This window comes from Serratia sp. OS31, from assembly GCF_014164835.1.
Classification (GTDB): domain Bacteria; phylum Pseudomonadota; class Gammaproteobacteria; order Enterobacterales; family Enterobacteriaceae; genus Serratia; species Serratia liquefaciens_A.
In genome coordinates this window covers 21,202-38,463 of record NZ_JACJFQ010000017.1, presented here as the reverse complement: position 1 = coordinate 38,463, position 17,262 = coordinate 21,202, and the positions used below count along the sequence as shown (strand labels likewise).

The following is a 17,262-nucleotide window of genomic DNA, read 5'->3' as shown; positions in this document are numbered from 1 at the left end:
GTTTTTCGCGGCCCGCATCCGGCAATGGCTCAAGACGCTCAGGAAGAAACGTCAACGTCATCTTCGTTACGCCATCACTGGTGATAACATTTTTATGCCTGCTATTTGGCTTGCTCAGGGTTTTCTGCCGTTTGCGCTCGCGGTTGGGTAATGCGCAGGCTACTGACTGCCGCCGCCAGCGTGGCAAAGGTACCGGCCAGGATCAGCGAGGCGTGGGTGCCTGAGGTGGGGAACAAATTGAACATCAGCGCCACCAGAGCGGCGCCGGAAGTCTGCCCCAATAAGCGAGCGGTACCCAACATGCCGCTGGCACCGCCGCTGCGGTTGCGCGGGGCGGAGGAAATAATGGTGTGGTTATTGGGCGATTGAAACAGCCCGAAGCCGGCACCGCACAGCACCATGCGCCAAATGATATCCAGATCGGAAGGGTTATGCGGCAGCAATGCCAGCAAGAATAACCCCAATGCAAACACCGCCAGGCCGATACACCCCAATAATCCGGCGTGGATCCGCTCCACCAGCCGCCCGGCCAACGGTGCCATGACGATAATCGCCAGCGGCCAGGGGGTCAGCAACAGTCCGGTGGCAACCTCATCGCGTCCCAGCGCCCCTTGCAGAAAGAAAGGTAGCGAAACCATCGCCAGCATTTGTGCGGTAAAGGAACAAATCGAGGTGCCCATCGACAGAGCGAAAATCGGGATACGCAGCAGGTCGACCGGCAGCAGCGGAAATTCCTGGCGCAGCTGGCGGCGGACAAAAAAGAAACCAATGACCAGCAGCGCGGCGATTTCACTGAAAATCAGCGTCAGGCTCTGGCCCTGAGCAAAACCGCTGATGGCGGTGATCAGCAAGCCGAACGTCAGCGCATTCATCACCGCGCTGGTCGGATCAAAACGTTGATTGGCGCTTTTCTGGCTGTTGGCGGGAAGGTATTTCATCCCCAGCAGCAGCGCCACAATGCCGATCGGCAAGTTGATGGCAAACAGCCATTGCCAGGAGGCCACCGAGAGTATTGCCGCCGCCACCGTGGGCCCGGCAGCCGAAGAAAAGGCGACAATCAGCGAGTTGATGCCCATACCGCGCCCGAGAAAACGCTGCGGATAGATAATGCGGATCAGCGCGGTGTTGACGCTCATGATGGCGGCAGCGCCAAACCCCTGAAGCACGCGAGCAATAGTCAGTGTCGTCAGCGAATCTGACAGCGCGCAAAACAGTGAGGTCACGCTGAAGACCAGCAGACCGGCCTGATAGATACGGCGGTAGCCAATCAGATCGCCGAACGACGCCAGCGACAGCAGGGAAATGGTGATGGCTAACTGATAGGCGTTCACCACCCAGATGGAGCTGGCCGGGCTGGCGTTCAGATCGCGGGCGATAGTCGGCAGCGCCACGTTGGCGATTGCGCCGTCGAGCACGGAAACGGTAATGCCGAGGGCAATGGCGAGGATTGCCCCATAGCGCTGCGGGACGGGGAGGCCGTCGGTACAAGAACGCATGTTGATCTCGAAGGTATTAATCCGGGGGAGTATTACCATGCTAATCATGTTCGTCTGCGATTGCATCCACAGTTTTCCGCTCAATTGTAATAACCGATGAGATCCTGCGGGCATTCAGCCCAGCCGCGATTGCGTGGCTTCTGCGGTACCGCGTATACTGAAACCCTTGTTCAAATTTCTTAAAACACAAAAGCTGGGTAGGATTTTGACTATGGTGAACGCAGATCCAGATAAACAACCGGATGCGGTTTCCTCCGTGCTGAAGGTGTTCGGCATCTTGCAGGCGCTGGGCGAGGAACGCGAGATCGGCATTACTGAGCTTTCCCAGCGGGTGATGATGTCCAAAAGTACCGTATACCGTTTTCTTCAGACCATGAAGTCGCTGGGCTATGTGTCGCAGGAAGGGGAAACGGAAAAATATGCGCTGACGCTCAAGCTGTTTGAACTGGGTGCCAAGTCGTTGCAGAACGTCGATCTGATCCGTATTGCCGATGTTCAAATGCGCGAGTTGTCGAATCACACCCGGGAGGCCATTCATCTTGGGGCGCTGGACGAAGACAGCATTGTCTATATCCACAAAATCGATGCGCAATATAATCTGCGCATGTATTCGCGCATCGGCCGGCGCAACCCGTTGCACAGTACCGCTATCGGTAAAGTGTTGCTGGCCTGGCGCGATCGGGCGGAAGTGGAGCAAATTCTTTCGCAGATCGCGTTTACGCGCAGCACGCCAAACACCCTGACCGATGCCACAACGCTGTTGTCGCTGTTGGATCAAGTGCGCGAGCAAGGGGTGGGTGAGGACATCGAAGAGCAGGAAGAAGGGCTACGCTGTATTGCGGTGCCGGTATTTGACCGCTTTGGCGTAGTGACCGCCGGCCTGAGCATTTCGTTCCCGTCGATTCGTTATTCTGATGATGCCAGGGCAGATTATGTCAAACGCCTGCACACAGCTGCACGCAACATTTCCGAGCAAATGGGCTATCACGACTACCCGTTCTGATCCGGTCAGTTGATCAAATCAAGGGCGCAGCCATTCACCGGCGGCGCCCTTTTTTGTTTGGCACAGGGCAGAGATCACAGCGTATCGACCTCAATACGCAGGCTGTCATGTCGCCAGTATTCGATATCAAAATCGAGAATTCGCCCGTGCTGGTCGTAGTTTAACCGGCGTAGCAGCAGTGCGGGCAAGCCAACCATCGCGCCCAACGCAGTGGCGGCGGCGTATGGCAGGGCGGTAGGGTAAAACGACAGGTGCATCCGGTGGTAAATCAAATTGTACCGTTGCTGATAAATCTCGGTCAGGCTGCCGTTAAGATCCTGGTTGAGCAATTCAGGCACCCGCTGCGGCAGGCAGTGGTTCTCGCAATAGCAAATAGCCCGGCCGTCGGCATAGCGTACGCGGCGCAGCAGATAAATTAGGTCACTCGGCTCCAGCGCTAACGGTTGCATCACGTCGAGTGGCACCGCAGTTTTTTCGGCGGACAACAGCTCAGTGCGCGGCGTGCGCCCCTGCTCCTGGCACAATCGGTGGAAGTTGGTGTTCTGCGTTGGATCCAGCCACAGCCTCTCCGGCGTAACAAACCAACCCCGGCGGTCGGCGCGATAGATGGCACCGGTGGCTTCCAACTGCGCCAGGCTTTCCCGCACGGTGACGCGGGTAGTAGAGAAAATGGCGCACAGTTCACGTTCGGAAGGCAGCTTATCGCCCGCCTTCAGCGCGCCGCGAGTGATGCGCGCCTGTAGCTGTTCCTTGATTTGCAGGTAGTGGGGCAACTCACCCAGATGTTCTTTCATTTCATCTCGCTATGGCATTTCGGCACGTGCTCATTATACATGCCCAGATGAATTTTTTGTTTCACCTGCGGTTGGCGTTTGACCCGAGGGCCAGATTGCCATCAGTATAATACCCATCTGGTATAGACCAATTAGGTGAATGACATGTCTGAGCGCGATTATTTGCTGTTAACCCCTGGCCCGTTGACCACTTCAAAAACGGTGAAGGAAGCGATGCTGTTCGATAGCTGCACCTGGGATGAAGATTACAACCTGGGCGTGGTGCAGAGTATTCGCCGCAAGCTGGAAGCGCTGGCAACCCGGTCAAGCGGTTACAGCTCGGTGCTGTTGCAAGGCAGCGGCAGCTTTGCGGTCGAGGCGGTATTGGGCACGGCGATCGGCCCGCAGGACAAACTGCTGATCGTTAACAACGGCGCCTATGGCGCTCGGATGATAGAAATGGCCCGGCTGATGGATATCAATCACCACGCATTTAACTGCGGTGAAGTGAACGAGCCTGATATCGAGGCGATGGAAGCGGTACTGAAAGGCGATGCGGGCATCAGCCATATCGCCATGGTGCATTGCGAAACCACGACTGGGATGCTCAATCCGCTGGAGCGAGTTTCGGGCCTGGCGGCGCGAAATGGCAAAACCCTGATCGTGGATGCGATGAGCAGTTTCGGCGGCATTCCGCTGGATGTCGATGCGCTGGGCATCGATTATCTGATCAGCTCGGCGAATAAATGCATTCAGGGCGTGCCAGGCTTCGCCTTTGTTATTGCCCGTCGTAATGAGCTGGACAAGTGCGCAGGCCGCTCGCGATCGCTGTCGTTGGATCTGTATGCCCAGTGGCGCTGTATGGAAGATAACGCCGGTAAATGGCGCTTTACCTCGCCAACGCATACGGTACTGGCTTTTGCGCAAGCACTGTGCGAACTGGAGCAGGAAGGGGGCATCGATGCCCGCCACGCCCGCTACCGTGGAAACCAGCAGCGGCTGGTGGCTGGAATGCGCGCGCTGGGGTTCGAGACCCTGCTGGAGGATGATTTGCACTCGCCGATCATCACCGCGTTCTATTCGCCGAAGGCTGAGACTTACCGCTTTACGGAGTTCTATCAGCGCCTGAAACAGCAGGGCTTTGTCATCTATCCGGGTAAGGTGTCGCAGAGCGACTGCTTCCGCATTGGCAATATCGGCGAAGTTTACCCGCAGGATATCGAACGTTTGCTGGCTGCGGTCGGGCAGGCAATGTACTGGGAGCAATAAGGATTAGCATGAGTCAGATTAACGCAGTGATACTCGACTGGGCCGGCACCACGGTGGATTTCGGCTCCTTTGCGCCGACGCAGATTTTTGTTGAGGCCTTTAAGCAGATTTTTGATATCGACATCAGCCTGGCGGAGGCGCGCATTCCGATGGGGTTGGGCAAATGGCAGCACATAGAGGCCTTGGGTAAACTGCCCGAGGTGGATGCACGCTGGCGGCAGCAGTTGGGCCGCTCCATGAGCCATCAGGACATTGACGCGCTGTATCAGGCTTTTATGCCGTTGCAAATTGCTAAGGTGGTCGACTTTGCCGACCCGATTGAGGGCGTTCCGCAGGTGATTGCTGCATTGCGTGAGCAGGGCATCAAGATAGGTTCCTGTTCGGGTTATCCACGGGCGGTGATGGAAGTGCTGGCGCCGGCAGCGGCGTTGCGGGGTTACGCGCCGGATCACTGGGTTGCAACTGACGATTTGGCCGCCGGTGGGCGTCCAGGCCCGTGGATGGCGCTGCAAAACGTGATTACGCTGGGTATCGATTCGGTGGCGCACTGTGTGAAAGTGGATGATGCAGTGCCGGGTATCAGCGAAGGATTGAATGCAGGCATGTGGAGCATCGGGCTGGCGCTGTCGGGTAACGAGTTTGGTGCTACCTGGCAGGAATACCAACAAATGAGTGAGTCGGAAGTTAACAAGCGGCGCGCTTTGGCAACCGATAAACTGTATGCCGCCGGTGCGCACTACGTGATTGATACATTGGCACAGCTGCCGGATGTGATTGCTGAAATCAATCAGCGGCTGGCGGCGGGCGAACGGCCCTGAGCGGATTGCGGATATAAAAAACCGGGGCCTTTAGCAGCCCCGGTTTTTTATTGCCGACGAGGTTTACTGGTGAGCCAGTTCCACTTCGTCTTCACTGTCCATAATGGACTTGTCCGTTTGCTTCATCAGTTGGCTGGTGATGGTACCTGCCGCCATAGAGCCGTTGACGTTCAGCGCAGTACGGCCCATGTCGATCAGCGGTTCAACGGAGATCAGCAGGGCAACCAGCGTCACTGGCAGGCCCATTGCCGGCAGCACGATCAGCGCAGCGAAAGTCGCGCCGCCACCCACGCCGGCGACACCGGCAGAGCTGATGGTGACGATACCGACCAGGGTAGCGATCCACACCGGGTCCAGCGGGTTAATCCCGACGGTAGGTGCCACCATGACCGCCAGCATCGCTGGGTACAAGCCTGCACAGCCGTTCTGGCCAATGGTGGCGCCGAACGAGGCCGAGAAGCTGGCAATGGATTCCGGTACGCCCAGACGACGGGTCTGCGCTTCCACGTTCAGCGGAATGCTGGCGGCGCTGGAGCGGCTGGTAAAGGCGAAAGTGATGACCGGCCATACCTTGCGGAAGAACTTCAGCGGATTAACGCCGGTGAAGGCCAGCAGGGCAGCGTGCACAGCAAACATGATCGCCAGACCCAAATAAGAGGCGACCACGAAGCTACCCAGTTTGATGATGTCGTGAACGTTAGAACCGGCAACCACTTTGGTCATCAGCGCCAGAACGCCGTACGGAGTCAGTTTCATCACCAGACGCACCAGCTTCATCACCCAAGCCTGCAGGGTGTCGATAGCGACCAGCACGCGTTCGCCCTTAGGCTTGTCGTCTTTCAGCAACTGCAGCGACGCTACGCCAAGGAAGGTCGCGAAGATCACCACGCTGATGATCGACGTCGGGCTGGCACCGGTCAGATCGGCGAACGGATTTTTAGGAATGAAGGACAGCACCATCTGCGGCACGGTCAGGTCTGCCAGTTTGCCCACATAGTTGCTTTGGATCGCTGACAGACGCGCGCTTTCCTGCGCACCCTGTACCAAACCTTCCGCCGTCAGCCCAAACAGGTTGGTCACCAGTACGCCGACCAGCGCTGAAATCAGCGTGGTGAACAACAGGGTGCCGATAGTCAGGAAGCTGATTTTCCCCAGGGAAGAGGCGTTGTGCAGCTTGGCGACCGCGCTCAGAATCGAGGCGAAGACCAGCGGCATGACAATCATTTGCAGCAGCTGCACATAGCCGTTACCGACGATGTTGAACCAGCTGATGGATTCTTTCAGTACCGGGTTGTCCGAGCCGTACACCAGCTGCAGCGCCAGTCCGAATACCACGCCCATCACCAGGCCGATCAGTACTTTTTTCGCCAGGCTCCATTGCTTATGGCGGCTTTGCGCCAACAGCAAAAGGAGGGCGACAAAAATCACCACGTTAATAACCAGCGGAAAATTCATCCCCAATGTCTCCAATAATTTTTTCTTATATGAAAATGGCTATGCACCATGGCGTAGCGATACTAAATATCGTAACAGTTTGCGTAACGGCCTACTTATATCCAAATGGAATTTGATATAACTCATCGCATTAATTTGTTTAATTAATGTGCTTTCCGGTTAATCGGTGGCCGATTTTTTGTGATCACAGTCTGATATTTTTTATTTGCTCAAAATAAGATTGCACTGGGATGGTGCATCCGCCCTGCCAATAGATAGCGAAAGCCACCAGACAAAGGCACAGGGCGCGCTCGAGCTGATTGCCTTTCTGAGAATTTAGCAGCGGCAGACGAAAACGCCAGCGGCATGGCCAGAGTAAAGGCACGCCGGCGGGGGTGAGCATGTCTGCCAGCAGATGGCTGAAGTAACCGATGATCATGGCATGCAAGACGTCGGCCGGGATTGGCCAACTGCGCGGCACGTCAAGTTGAAACAGCGCCATGCCGCCGGCGATCGCCAGCAGGCTATGGGTAAAACCGCGGTGACCGAAGGCGCGAGAGATCGGAATGGCAATCCAGCGCAGGCGTTGACCCAGTACCGACTTGGGGTGATCGATATCGGGCAGCAGCGAGGTGAGTAGCGCCGCGGGGATGATATGCCACCAGTCGCCGGTAGCCAGCTCCGGTGTCACCTCGGCCTTCTTGGCGAAAATCGCGCAAGCGACAGAGAAAATAAGATGTCCTTCCGCGGTCATACTGCTGTTCCGGCTGATAAACTGTTAATTTATCCAGTATATGGGAAAATTCCCAGTGGTGGAAGCAGTTACCCTGTAACCAATTGTTTATTTTTCTCAGTTTTACAACGGCTTGTTACTTAAATGGCCAGGCGTTGTCTGTTTTTGCTGCAGTCAGAGAGAGGGCGGAGGAGAAAGCGCCGGGCTACAGGATTCGGCTGCGTGGCAGTAACAGCCTGCGCCAGCATCCGGCGACTTTCTTGAACCGCAGAATAAAGAAGGCGGAACGGTAACTCAATAAAAATGAAATAATGTTTTATTTATTTTATGACGCAAGGCGCGGTTTTGAGATTAAGTGGGGATTTCAAGGAAAGGCAATAATGAAAGCGGCACCGGGAGCAACCGATGCCGGACAAACTATGCCAGGTGTTCGGACGTGAGCTGCTCAAGCGAGTCGAGCTTGTGGTCGGCCAACGCCCAACGGCTATCATGACGATACTCGTGGGCAGGGATAACGATAGAACGCATTCTCGCGGCCTTGGTGGCAATCATGCCGTTGAACGAGTCTTCCAGCGTTATGCAGCGCAGGGGATCGCTACCCAGACGCTCGGCGGCGATCAGGTACACCTCCGGGTGCGGTTTGCTGTAGGGCAGATACTCGGCGGAAACCAAGTGATCAAAGTAGCCTTCGAGGTCAAACATCTGCAGCACCTGTTGCTGCATGTGCAGCGGTGAGGCGGAGGCCAGGCCAATATTCAAATCCAGGCTGCGACACAGCTCCAGCGCCTGTTGCACGCCAGGCAGCAGGGGACGCTTTTCGCGCACCAGTTCGATGGCGCGCTCGATAATGCGTGCAGAGACTTCCTCCTGCGACACCCCTTGCCACGGCATGGCCTGGTACCACATTCTCACCACCAGATCGATGCGCAGACCCAGGGTATCCGGCAGCTTGTGGCGGTCAGACAAATCCAACCCCAGTGCGCCAAAGATATCCAGCTCTGCCTGTAGCCACAGCGGTTCTGAATCGATCAATAAACCGTCCATATCAAAAATTGCGGTTTCAATGCGTTGCGAATAGGCCATTAACGGTTAACTCCTGCCGGTGCCGGTGAATGTGCCCGACACTTTATCATCGCTGGCGGCGAGACTAAAATTTTTGCCTGCGTGGCTGAGCCTTGCCGAAACGCAGGATGCGCCACATCTCCTGCACTTTTAGCCACCAGCGCTGATGCTGGCGTTCGGTGACCTGTTGCAGCATGCGGGCATAATCCAGCACCAGTCCCGGTGTCCAGGTCATGCTTTCGCCACGGCTACGGAGCACCGCCAACATCCACAGGTTGGGATCGAGCATCAGCAACAGGAAACGTCGCCACAGATGTTTATCGCCCAGCACGCCTTCCAGCGCACTGTCGAGCGCCTGGATGACCGTGGTGGAGCAGTTGCGTCGGGTCAGATTGTAGGTGGCGTCCTGTTGATAACTTTGCCAGAAGGTGCGCAGCGCCGCAGGGTTGTAGCGGTGAAACTGGATTTTTTTGTCCGGCGGGCACCAGGCCGCCACTTCCTGCTGCAAATCGGGCAGAAAACGCCCTTCGACGTTGTTTTGCTCGCCGGAGTGCAATAACCGGCGGAAATCTTGTGACGACTGGCTGATATCGTTAAGCGGGTAGTGGCTGATGTAGACATCCGGCGCCAATGCCAGGGCGACATGACCGGTGGAGATATTGCCGCCGCCGTCCACCGCTGCGATGTAGCGATCGACGATATAACGTCGGCGGGCATCCCTGGCCGATCCCATCGGTGTCCAGACATGAACCCTGAGCGGGGTAGCCTCATCGGTCGCTAGCGCAGCGGGGTGTTGCGGGCTTTGATTCAGCGAAAAACTCTCCAGACGCCGCGCAATGCGCAGCAATGCCCAGCCGGAAAGCAGGATCATCACGCCGATACAAAAAGGCACCGTCATTCGGTGTGGCACCGGCCAGCCGACAAAAATCATCAGTGAAAGCAGGATTTCTCCGCTGCCCGCCAGTGCGACCGGTTTCCAGCGGCTGTGCTGGATCACCGTAGAAGAAGCGATGCGAACCGCGCCATCAAGCAGCAGCGCGCTGCCAAACACCAGCGTGGCGACGATGTTGTCGTCGGCGGGCACGTCCCAAACTAAAAAGGCCAGAAACAAAAAGCCCAGTCCCTTCAGCATCACTGGGCGACTGGCGGATGAGCCGATCACCAGTGCGGCGGAAATCGCCACTAACCCCTCCAGCGCCAGCAGTACCGCCAGCGCATCCAACGCCAGCACTGAACGCCCGTCCTGAAGTACATCGAACAGCATCAGCGCGCCGACGGCGATCCAAACCCAGCCGAACAGCATCAACAGACGGCGTTGACCCTGCAGAGCTTGCGCACCGAGCAATAAGATAATCAGCCGAATCATGGCGGCCCCTGTTTAAACGGATTGATTTAACTATATAACTATTTACCGGTACTGCGCGGCCGCCGTTAAGCTGTTGATTTCGGATAATCCCGGCTACGCTTGTAGCACAGCAGTGCTGAAGAAAACGGTGGGCGAGTTTCAGTAACTACAGGTAGACTTAGCCCATTACGGTTACGTCGCTTACAAGGGGAACACATGACGTATCAACAGGCTGGGCGCATTGCCATTTTAAAACGCATTCTTGGCTGGGTGGTTTTCATCCCTGCGTTGCTGTCAACGCTGATCTCAATGCTGATGTTTGTGTATCAGCACAGCGAAAAAACTAAAGGCATCAATGCGGTGATGCTGGATTTTGTCCACGTGATGGTGGACATGGTGCGCTTCAACACCTCTTTCCTGAATATCTTCTGGTATAACTCGCCGGTGCCTGACGTAGAAAAAAGCCTGTTCAGCGGCGCGAACCTGATGTTTATCATCATTTATATTCTGATTTTTGTCGGACTGGCGCTGCAGGCCTCTGGCGCACGTATGTCACGTCAGGTGAAGTTTATCCGCGAAGGCCTGGAAGACCAGATGATCCTCGAACAGGCTAAAGGCAGCGAAGGGCACACGCGTGCGCAGTTGGAAGAGCGCATTACGCTGCCGCACCACACCATCTTGCTGCAATACTTCCCGCTGTACATTTTGCCGGTGGTGATTGCGGTGATTGGCTGGTTTGTGATCAAGCTGCTGGGTCAACTGGCCGGAGCGGCCTGATTTATTGAGTGTAGGCGCTGATATCAGCGCCTTTATTTTATCGGGACTCTGGATGCAGCAGCACTTCCACCGCGCGTTGAGCCCGAACCAGATGCTGACCGCCGAACAAGTTGCTGCGGTTGAGCAGGTAATACAGCTGATACAGCGGCTGACGGTCGATAAAGCCGCTCTCCAACGGCCAGACGCTTTGGTAGCCGTCGTAGATCTGCGGTGGCAGCTCCGGGTACAGCGGCAGCATGGCCAAGTCACACTCTCTGTCGCCCCAGTAGCAGGCCGGATCGAACAGCAGTGGACCGTCGGCGGTCATTGCGCAGTTGGCCGGCCACAAATCTCCGTGCAGAAGAGAAGGTTGCGGCTGATGATGCTGCAAACGCAAATACACGATGTCGACAATCTCGTCGATATCCCCGAAGGTCATGCCTTTCTCTGCCGCCATTTGCAACTGCCAGCCAATGCGCTGTTCGGCAAAAAATTCTGACCAGCGGCGCTGCCAGGCGTTGGGTTGCGGGGTGGTGGACAAATCGTTGTCGAAGTCGAGGCCAAACTGCGGCTGCTCGCTCCATTTGTGCAGGTGGGCCAGCTGTTGGCCAAGACAGTAGGCGCCATGGGCGTCGAAAGGTTTCAGGGTTTGGTATTCCAGCAGCAAGAAGCTGTAATCCCGATCGCTGCCGACGCCGTAGACCTGCGGGACACGTACGGTTTTACTGCGCGCCAACAAGGCCAGTTGGTCGGCTTCGGCGGTGAAAATGGGCAACAGTTCGCGAGCATCGCATTTGACAAATACCTGGTTGTCACCGTAACTCACGCGCCACGCCGGATGGATTTCTCCCCCGGGCAGTTCGGTCCTTTCGCGGATTTCTGCGCTGCCAAGATGTTCACTTAACAGACGGCTAACGGCTTGCCACATGGTACACCCCCTCTGTGCTGCCTGCGAATTCATTAGGTTAGCGTCTTTAGCCCTGTGAAAACACGACCTGGCGCACAGCTGGCGCCGACAACCGGCGATTTTATCGCCATCGCGTTTGCTCAAAGTATATACGCTATTGATTAATTTAAGTACGGCGTCGGTTGCAACTTGGCGACGCGGGAGCGATGTTTATTGGGCCAGCAGCGATTGCGGCAAGGGCAGAGTCTTCAGATAACTATCATTATCAATGAGATGAAAAACGATGGAGCAAAACTGGCAGTGGCAGCGGGGCGAATACCGGATCAGCAGTGATAAAAGTGAATTAAATCTCGTCTTTACTCACGCATTCTTGACCACCTCAAGCTGGGCGAACGGCATTTCGTTGCCGACGGTGCAGCTGTCTATCGACAATAGCCTGTGTTTTGGCCTGTACCATCAACACCAGCAGATTGGATTTGCGCGTCTGGTGACGGATTATGCCACTTTTGGCTATCTGTGCGATGTGTTTGTCTCCCCGGACTACCAGGGACAAGGGTTAGCTCGTTGGCTGATGGACTGCACGCTGGAGCATCCGGTGTTGCAGCAGCTGCGGCGGATTATGCTGGTGACCGGTACTGCGCCGTGGTTGTATCAAAAGGTGGGCTATGAAGCGATAAACCGCGAGGATTTTGTCTGGCACATTGTCCGACCGGATATCTATCGGCAGCCATAATGAGAAGCGGCGGTGCTATTAGGCACCGCCGCCTGTTTCAAGGTTTCGCGTCGAGCACTCCACTTTCGTGACGTTGTAACGGTCTGAATTTGCTGTAGAGCAGGGCGAACACGAACAGGATTGCCTGGACTATGACAATGCAGGGGCCGGTGGCACCGTCAATGTGGAAGCTGATCAAGGTGCCGAGTACGCAGGAGAAAACGGACACCACAGTGGCGACCATCAGCATGCGGTCGAAGCTGCGGCACAGCATAAAGGCAATGATGCCCGGGGCGATCAGCATCGCAATCACCAGAATGACCCCGACGGCCTGCAGTGAGGCGACAATGGTCAGCGCCAGCAGGCACAGCAGCCCGTAATGCAACAGTTTCACCGGCAGGCCTATCACTCTGGCATGGTTGGGATCGAAACAGTAGAGCATCAAATCTTTGCGTTTCAGCAGCACCACCAGCAGCGTAATGCCGGCCATCAGCAACGTCTGCTTCAGCTCTGCATCGGTAATGCCCAGCATATTGCCGAACAGAATGTGGCTGAGGTGCTGATCGGTATCGATGCGGGAAAACAACACCAGCCCAAAGGCAAACATGCCGGAGAAAACGATACCCATCACCGTGTCTTCTTTGACCCGACTGTTTTCTTTCAGGTAGCCGGTGGCGACCGCACAGAAAATGCCCGAGAAGAAGGCGCCTATCACCACCGGAATGCCGAGCACGAATGCCACCACAATACCGGGCAGCACCGCATGCGAGATGGCGTCACCCATCAGCGACCAGCCTTTGAGCACCAGATAGCAAGAGAGCACTGCACACACCACGCCGGTCACGATGGCGGCCAGGATTGCCCGCTGCATAAAGGGATAGGCGAAGGGCTCGCTGAGCAGTTGATACAGGGTTTCCATCAGTGGCCTCCGGTTTGTTCACGTGCCACGCGGCGTTTGGATGCCAGCAGCCCGTGCTTGGGGGCGAAGAAAAAGGCCGCCAGGAACACCAGCGTTTGCAGGGTTACGATCACCCCACCGGTAGCGCCGTCGAGGAAGAAGCTGAGGTAAGCGCCCAGTCCGCTGGTCAGTGCGCCAATCACGATGGCGATAATCACCAACCGGCTGAAACGGTCGGTCAGCAGGTAGGCGGTAGCCCCCGGCGTGATCACCATGGCGATCACCAAAATAGCTCCTACCGTTTGCAATGCCGCTACGGTGCAGGCGCTGAGCAGGGTGAAGAACAGGATCTTTAACCGCAGCGGTGACAGGCCGATAGACACAGCGTGGTTTTCGTCAAAAAACACCGCCAGCAGGTCTTTCCACACCAGACACAAGATCAGCAGCGAAACGCCGATGATAATCTCGACCTGCAATACGTCTTCATCGGCGATACCCAGGATGTTGCCGAAGATAATCGACTGGACGTTAACCGACGTCGGGTTGAGCGACACAATCAACAGGCCCACGGCGAAGAAGGTGGAAAAGATAAAGCCGATAATGGCATCTTCACGCAGGCGAGTGACATGGCGCACCAGGGTCATCGCCAGCGCGGCCAGCATGCCGGTGAAAAAGGCCCCGGCGGCGTAGGGCAGGCCTAGCGCATAGGCCCCGGCAACGCCGGGCACCACCGAATGCGACAGTGCGTCACCCATCAGCGACCAGCCCTTTAGCATCAGGTAGGCAGAAAGGAACGCGCAGGCGGCGCCGACGATGGCGCTGACCCAAATGGCTTTGACCATGTAGTTGTAACTGAAGGGTTGCAGCAGAAGTTCCAGCATCAGGGTTGTTTCTCCTTCGGCTGGCTTTGCGCCGGCGGATCGCTCTTGGTATGGCCATAGAACACCGCCGGGCGCTCGTCATCGGTCAATACCGTTACCGTGCGTGGATCGTTGTCGTCGTGCAGATCCGGGCCTGACAGATTGATATGGCGCAGTACGCCGCCGAATGCCTGTTCCAGATTGCTCTGGGTAAAAGTGGTTTCTGTTGGGCCGGCGGCCAGCACCGTGCGGTTAATCAGGATCACCCGATCGCAAAATTCCGGTACGCTCCCCAGGTTATGGGTTGAAACCAGGATCAGGTGGCCTTCATCACGCAGTGCGCGCAGCAGGTCGATAATGGCGTTCTCGGTTTTGACGTCGACCCCGGTGAAAGGCTCGTCCAGCAACAGAACGCTGCCTTGCTGTGCCAGCGCACGCGCCAAAAAGACGCGTTTTTTCTGCCCGCCAGAAAGCTCGCCGATCTGGCGGGTACGCAGCTCACTCAGCCCAACGCGCTCCAGCGCCTTATCTACCCGCAGCCGGTCTTCCTTTGAAGGAATACGCAGGAAGTTCATCTTGCCGTAACGGCCCATCATCACCACGTCTTCCACCAGCACCGGAAAATTCCAGTCGACGTCTTCGGTTTGCGGCACGTAGGCAATAACGTTTTTCTTCAGTGCCTGCGCGACCGGCTGCTCGTTGAGCTGCACGCGGCCGGTCGTGGGGCGCACCAGGCCCATAATGCTTTTGAACAGGGTCGATTTACCGCTGCCGTTGACGCCGACCAGCGCGCAGATGGCACCGCCGCTCAGGGTAAAGCTGGCGTTATGGATCGCGGTATGGCCGTTGTTGTAGGTCACGGTAACGTCGTCCACGCTCAACTCAGGGCGGACAAAAACCTCGTTGCTCATTGATCAAATCCTTTGGCAATAGTTTGTACGGTGACATTGAGCAGGTCGATATAGGTCGGTACCGGGCCATCCTGGGTGGACAGGGAGTCGACATAGAGTACGCCGCCGTATTTTGCGCCGGTTTCTTTCGCCACCTGCCTGGCCGGTTTGTCCGAAATGGTGCTTTCGCTGAACACCACCGGGATATGGTTGGCGCGCACGGCGTCAATCACGCGGCGAACCTGCTGCGGTGAACCTTGTTCATCGGCGTTGATCGGCCACAGATAGACTTCTTTCAACTGATAGTCTTTAGCCAGATAGCTGAAGGCGCCCTCGCTGGTCACCAGCCAACGCTGGGCTTCAGGAATACGAGACAGGCGTTCGCGCAACGGGGCGTCCAGCGCGGCAATTTTGGCGGCGTAGGCTTTGGCATTGCGATTGTAGGTTTCGGCATTGGCCGGGTCGTGCTGCACCAGCGCTTTGCGGATATTTTCAATGTACACCTGCGCATTGCTGGCAGACATCCAGGCGTGCGGGTTCGGGTTGCCGTTATAAGGGCCTTCGCGGATCGGCAGCGGGGTGATGCCCTCGGTGACCACGGCCGCAGGTACCTGCTTAATGTTCTCGAAGAAGCGTTGGAACCAGCGTTCCAGATTCATGCCGTTCCACAGGATCAGGTCGGCGTGCTGCGCCTTGACGATGTCGCGCGGCGTAGGCTGGTAATCATGGATCTCGGCACCCGGCTTGGTGATTGACTCCACCACGGCGGCGTCACCGGCCACGTTCTGGGCGATATCCTGAATAATGGTAAAGGTGGTCACCACGCGCAGCTTCTTTTCCGCCAACGCGGCATGGCTGGCAAGGCTGGCGGTCAACAACAGACACAGCAGGGCGAAAGGGCGGAAACAGGCCCTGCTCTTAATGAGGGAAAGGCGGGGAAAAGCGCGTTGTTTCAAAAACATGGTGACATCTCCTGGCTCAAATGAAAATGATTATCAATATCAATTAGAGCAAAGTCAAGCGTCACCTGCAGGCAAACTGCCGGTTATTTCCACAGCGAAGGGAAATAATACCCTGCAGTGAGTTATAGCATTTTATGTATCAGCATGTAACCGCTTTACGTAGTCCTCATAGGTGACGATGTCGACCTCCGGCGCCTTGCCCAAGGCCACCTGCCCAAGCTTTTGGGCCAGTTGTTGTACATCCTCTTGATCCAGTGGGGTTATTAACGCAAAACTGTTGCTGCCCAGCTCGTGCGGAACGCCATTTTCGTCGGCCACCGACGTGACAAACCCTTGCAGGGTTAATTGTCCTGTCAGCCTCGCTAAATCAGCCAATCCTTCTTCCTGATAGCGAAAAGTCACCACAAAACACGTCGTTGCAGATTGACTCATAAATCACCTCTTGGTATACGAGTAGCTTGAGAATAGACCAAAAAAACCGTACAGGCGTCCTTACAAGTTGTATATGCTACGCAACTCATTGAAAGGAGTGAGGGATTCTGTGAAAACAAAAATAGGTTGCCTGACGGCAATTTTGCTTTTGTCGGGGTGCGCGAAAGACCCGCAAACAGCAACTAATAATTCAGGCAGTGGCACATCGCGTGGTGGTTGGCTAAAGACCCCCCCGCAGGCACCGGTTAACCGCACGGGGACACCGATAGCCTATAACGATTACATTCGTCAGGCCGCCAGCAGCTATGGCGTTGACGAGACGCTGATTAAAGCGATTATTCAGGTGGAGTCCGGGTTTAACCCGAACGCGGTCAGCACCTCGAACGCAGTGGGATTAATGCAGCTGAAGCCTTCAACCGCCGGGCGTGATGCCTATCGCCTGAAAGGAAGAAGCGGGCAGCCAAGCTCGCGTGAGTTGAAGGATCCGGCGGTCAATATTGATCTGGGAACGGCCTATATCAATATTCTTCAAAGCCAGCAGCTAGCCGGGATCAACAACCCACAGACGTTGCGTTACGCCACCATCGTTTCTTACGTGAATGGGGCGGGCGCTATGCTACGTACCTTTTCGTCAGACAAGCGGGTGGCGGTAAACCGCATCAACCAGATGAGCCCGGATGAGTTTTATCAGCACATCCAGAAAAAGCATCCGGCCCCTCAGGCGCCGCGCTATTTATGGAAGGTGACCACCGCCTACCAGGCGATGTCACCCTAGGTAAGATTGCTTCGTCAAACCGGCTGTGTAAACGGCCGGTTTTGTTTTTGGCGCGCGAAAAATCGCGACACATCTCTCATTTCTCGTTATTTCCCATCCTGTTATCTAAAAAACCGCACGAATAGTTAATTTTACAT

At 56.1% G+C, this 17,262-nt stretch carries 18 protein-coding genes; 6 read left to right on the top strand and 12 right to left on the bottom strand.

Annotated elements, in window-relative coordinates:
- Positions 1-101: 101 nt before the first annotated feature.
- A complete protein-coding gene (locus H5P17_RS15245) occupies positions 102-1,496 on the bottom strand; it encodes an MFS transporter (protein ID WP_182823875.1) in 1,395 nt (464 codons plus the stop codon).
- A gap of 211 nt (positions 1,497-1,707) precedes the next feature.
- On the opposite strand from H5P17_RS15245, the gene kdgR reads away from it, so the two are divergent.
- On the top strand, positions 1,708-2,499 hold the full coding sequence (gene kdgR / locus H5P17_RS15240) for a DNA-binding transcriptional regulator KdgR (RefSeq protein WP_044550376.1): 792 nt from the start codon (positions 1,708-1,710) through the stop codon (positions 2,497-2,499).
- A gap of 74 nt (positions 2,500-2,573) precedes the next feature.
- Here the strand turns inward: kdgR and phnR are convergent, their stop codons facing one another.
- Positions 2,574-3,293, bottom strand: coding sequence for a phosphonate utilization transcriptional regulator PhnR (phnR, locus tag H5P17_RS15235; RefSeq protein WP_182823784.1), 720 nt, complete (start codon positions 3,291-3,293; stop codon positions 2,574-2,576).
- Positions 3,294-3,437: 144 nt separating this feature from the next.
- Here phnR and phnW point away from each other — a divergent pair, with 144 nt between their 5' ends.
- Both phnW and phnX read left to right on the top strand, forming a co-directional pair.
- A complete protein-coding gene (gene phnW, locus H5P17_RS15230; RefSeq protein ID WP_182823782.1) occupies positions 3,438-4,541 on the top strand; it encodes a 2-aminoethylphosphonate--pyruvate transaminase in 1,104 nt (367 codons plus the stop codon).
- 8 nt (positions 4,542-4,549) lie between these two features.
- A complete protein-coding gene (phnX, locus tag H5P17_RS15225; RefSeq protein ID WP_182823781.1) occupies positions 4,550-5,359 on the top strand; it encodes a phosphonoacetaldehyde hydrolase in 810 nt (269 codons plus the stop codon).
- A 63-nt stretch (positions 5,360-5,422) separates the two neighbouring features.
- Here phnX and H5P17_RS15220 read toward each other — a convergent pair whose 3' ends face one another.
- The 4 genes from H5P17_RS15220 to H5P17_RS15205 form a co-directional block, all read right to left on the bottom strand.
- A complete protein-coding gene (locus tag H5P17_RS15220) occupies positions 5,423-6,814 on the bottom strand; it encodes an L-cystine transporter (protein WP_044550383.1) in 1,392 nt (463 codons plus the stop codon).
- A gap of 184 nt (positions 6,815-6,998) precedes the next feature.
- Positions 6,999-7,547 (bottom strand): metal-dependent hydrolase, encoded by a 549-nt coding sequence (locus tag H5P17_RS15215; protein WP_020826560.1) that lies wholly within the window; start codon positions 7,545-7,547, stop codon positions 6,999-7,001.
- 396 nt (positions 7,548-7,943) lie between these two features.
- Positions 7,944-8,609: a hexitol phosphatase HxpB gene (gene hxpB, locus H5P17_RS15210; protein ID WP_044550390.1), complete on the bottom strand. Its 666-nt coding sequence runs from the start codon at positions 8,607-8,609 to the stop codon at positions 7,944-7,946.
- 64 nt (positions 8,610-8,673) lie between these two features.
- A complete protein-coding gene (locus tag H5P17_RS15205) occupies positions 8,674-9,954 on the bottom strand; it encodes an HdeD family acid-resistance protein (protein WP_182823779.1) in 1,281 nt (426 codons plus the stop codon).
- A gap of 195 nt (positions 9,955-10,149) precedes the next feature.
- Here H5P17_RS15205 and H5P17_RS15200 point away from each other — a divergent pair, with 195 nt between their 5' ends.
- The gene (locus tag H5P17_RS15200) at positions 10,150-10,710 is read left to right on the top strand and encodes a YniB family protein (protein WP_044550395.1); all 561 of its coding nucleotides are present in this window, start codon (positions 10,150-10,152) and stop codon (positions 10,708-10,710) included.
- A 37-nt stretch (positions 10,711-10,747) separates the two neighbouring features.
- Here H5P17_RS15200 and H5P17_RS15195 read toward each other — a convergent pair whose 3' ends face one another.
- Complete coding sequence (locus H5P17_RS15195) at positions 10,748-11,617, bottom strand: fructosamine kinase family protein (protein WP_182823777.1); 870 nt, start codon at positions 11,615-11,617, stop codon at positions 10,748-10,750.
- A 262-nt stretch (positions 11,618-11,879) separates the two neighbouring features.
- Here H5P17_RS15195 and H5P17_RS15190 point away from each other — a divergent pair, with 262 nt between their 5' ends.
- Complete coding sequence (locus H5P17_RS15190) at positions 11,880-12,329, top strand: GNAT family N-acetyltransferase (RefSeq protein WP_182823775.1); 450 nt, start codon at positions 11,880-11,882, stop codon at positions 12,327-12,329.
- A 37-nt stretch (positions 12,330-12,366) separates the two neighbouring features.
- Here H5P17_RS15190 and H5P17_RS15185 read toward each other — a convergent pair whose 3' ends face one another.
- From H5P17_RS15185 to ghoS, 5 genes are all read right to left on the bottom strand, one after another.
- Entirely contained in the window at positions 12,367-13,227 is an 861-nt protein-coding gene (locus H5P17_RS15185) for a metal ABC transporter permease (protein ID WP_044550403.1), read from the bottom strand.
- Entirely contained in the window at positions 13,227-14,087 is an 861-nt protein-coding gene (gene yfeC / locus H5P17_RS15180) for an iron/manganese ABC transporter permease subunit YfeC (RefSeq protein ID WP_046373759.1), read from the bottom strand. Before yfeC ends, H5P17_RS15185 begins: the two co-directional genes overlap by 1 nt.
- A complete protein-coding gene (locus tag H5P17_RS15175; RefSeq protein ID WP_044550410.1) occupies positions 14,087-14,977 on the bottom strand; it encodes a manganese/iron ABC transporter ATP-binding protein in 891 nt (296 codons plus the stop codon). Before H5P17_RS15175 ends, yfeC begins: the two co-directional genes overlap by 1 nt.
- A complete protein-coding gene (locus H5P17_RS15170; protein WP_182823773.1) occupies positions 14,974-15,918 on the bottom strand; it encodes a metal ABC transporter substrate-binding protein in 945 nt (314 codons plus the stop codon). Before H5P17_RS15170 ends, H5P17_RS15175 begins: the two co-directional genes overlap by 4 nt.
- 132 nt (positions 15,919-16,050) lie before the next feature.
- On the bottom strand, positions 16,051-16,350 hold the full coding sequence (ghoS, locus tag H5P17_RS15165) for a type V toxin-antitoxin system endoribonuclease antitoxin GhoS (RefSeq protein ID WP_182823771.1): 300 nt from the start codon (positions 16,348-16,350) through the stop codon (positions 16,051-16,053).
- A gap of 109 nt (positions 16,351-16,459) precedes the next feature.
- On the opposite strand from ghoS, the gene H5P17_RS15160 reads away from it, so the two are divergent.
- Positions 16,460-17,125 carry a transglycosylase SLT domain-containing protein gene (locus H5P17_RS15160; protein ID WP_020826571.1) on the top strand — a complete coding sequence of 222 codons (666 nt, stop codon included), beginning with the start codon at positions 16,460-16,462 and terminating at the stop codon, positions 17,123-17,125.
- Positions 17,126-17,262 lie beyond the last annotated feature (137 nt).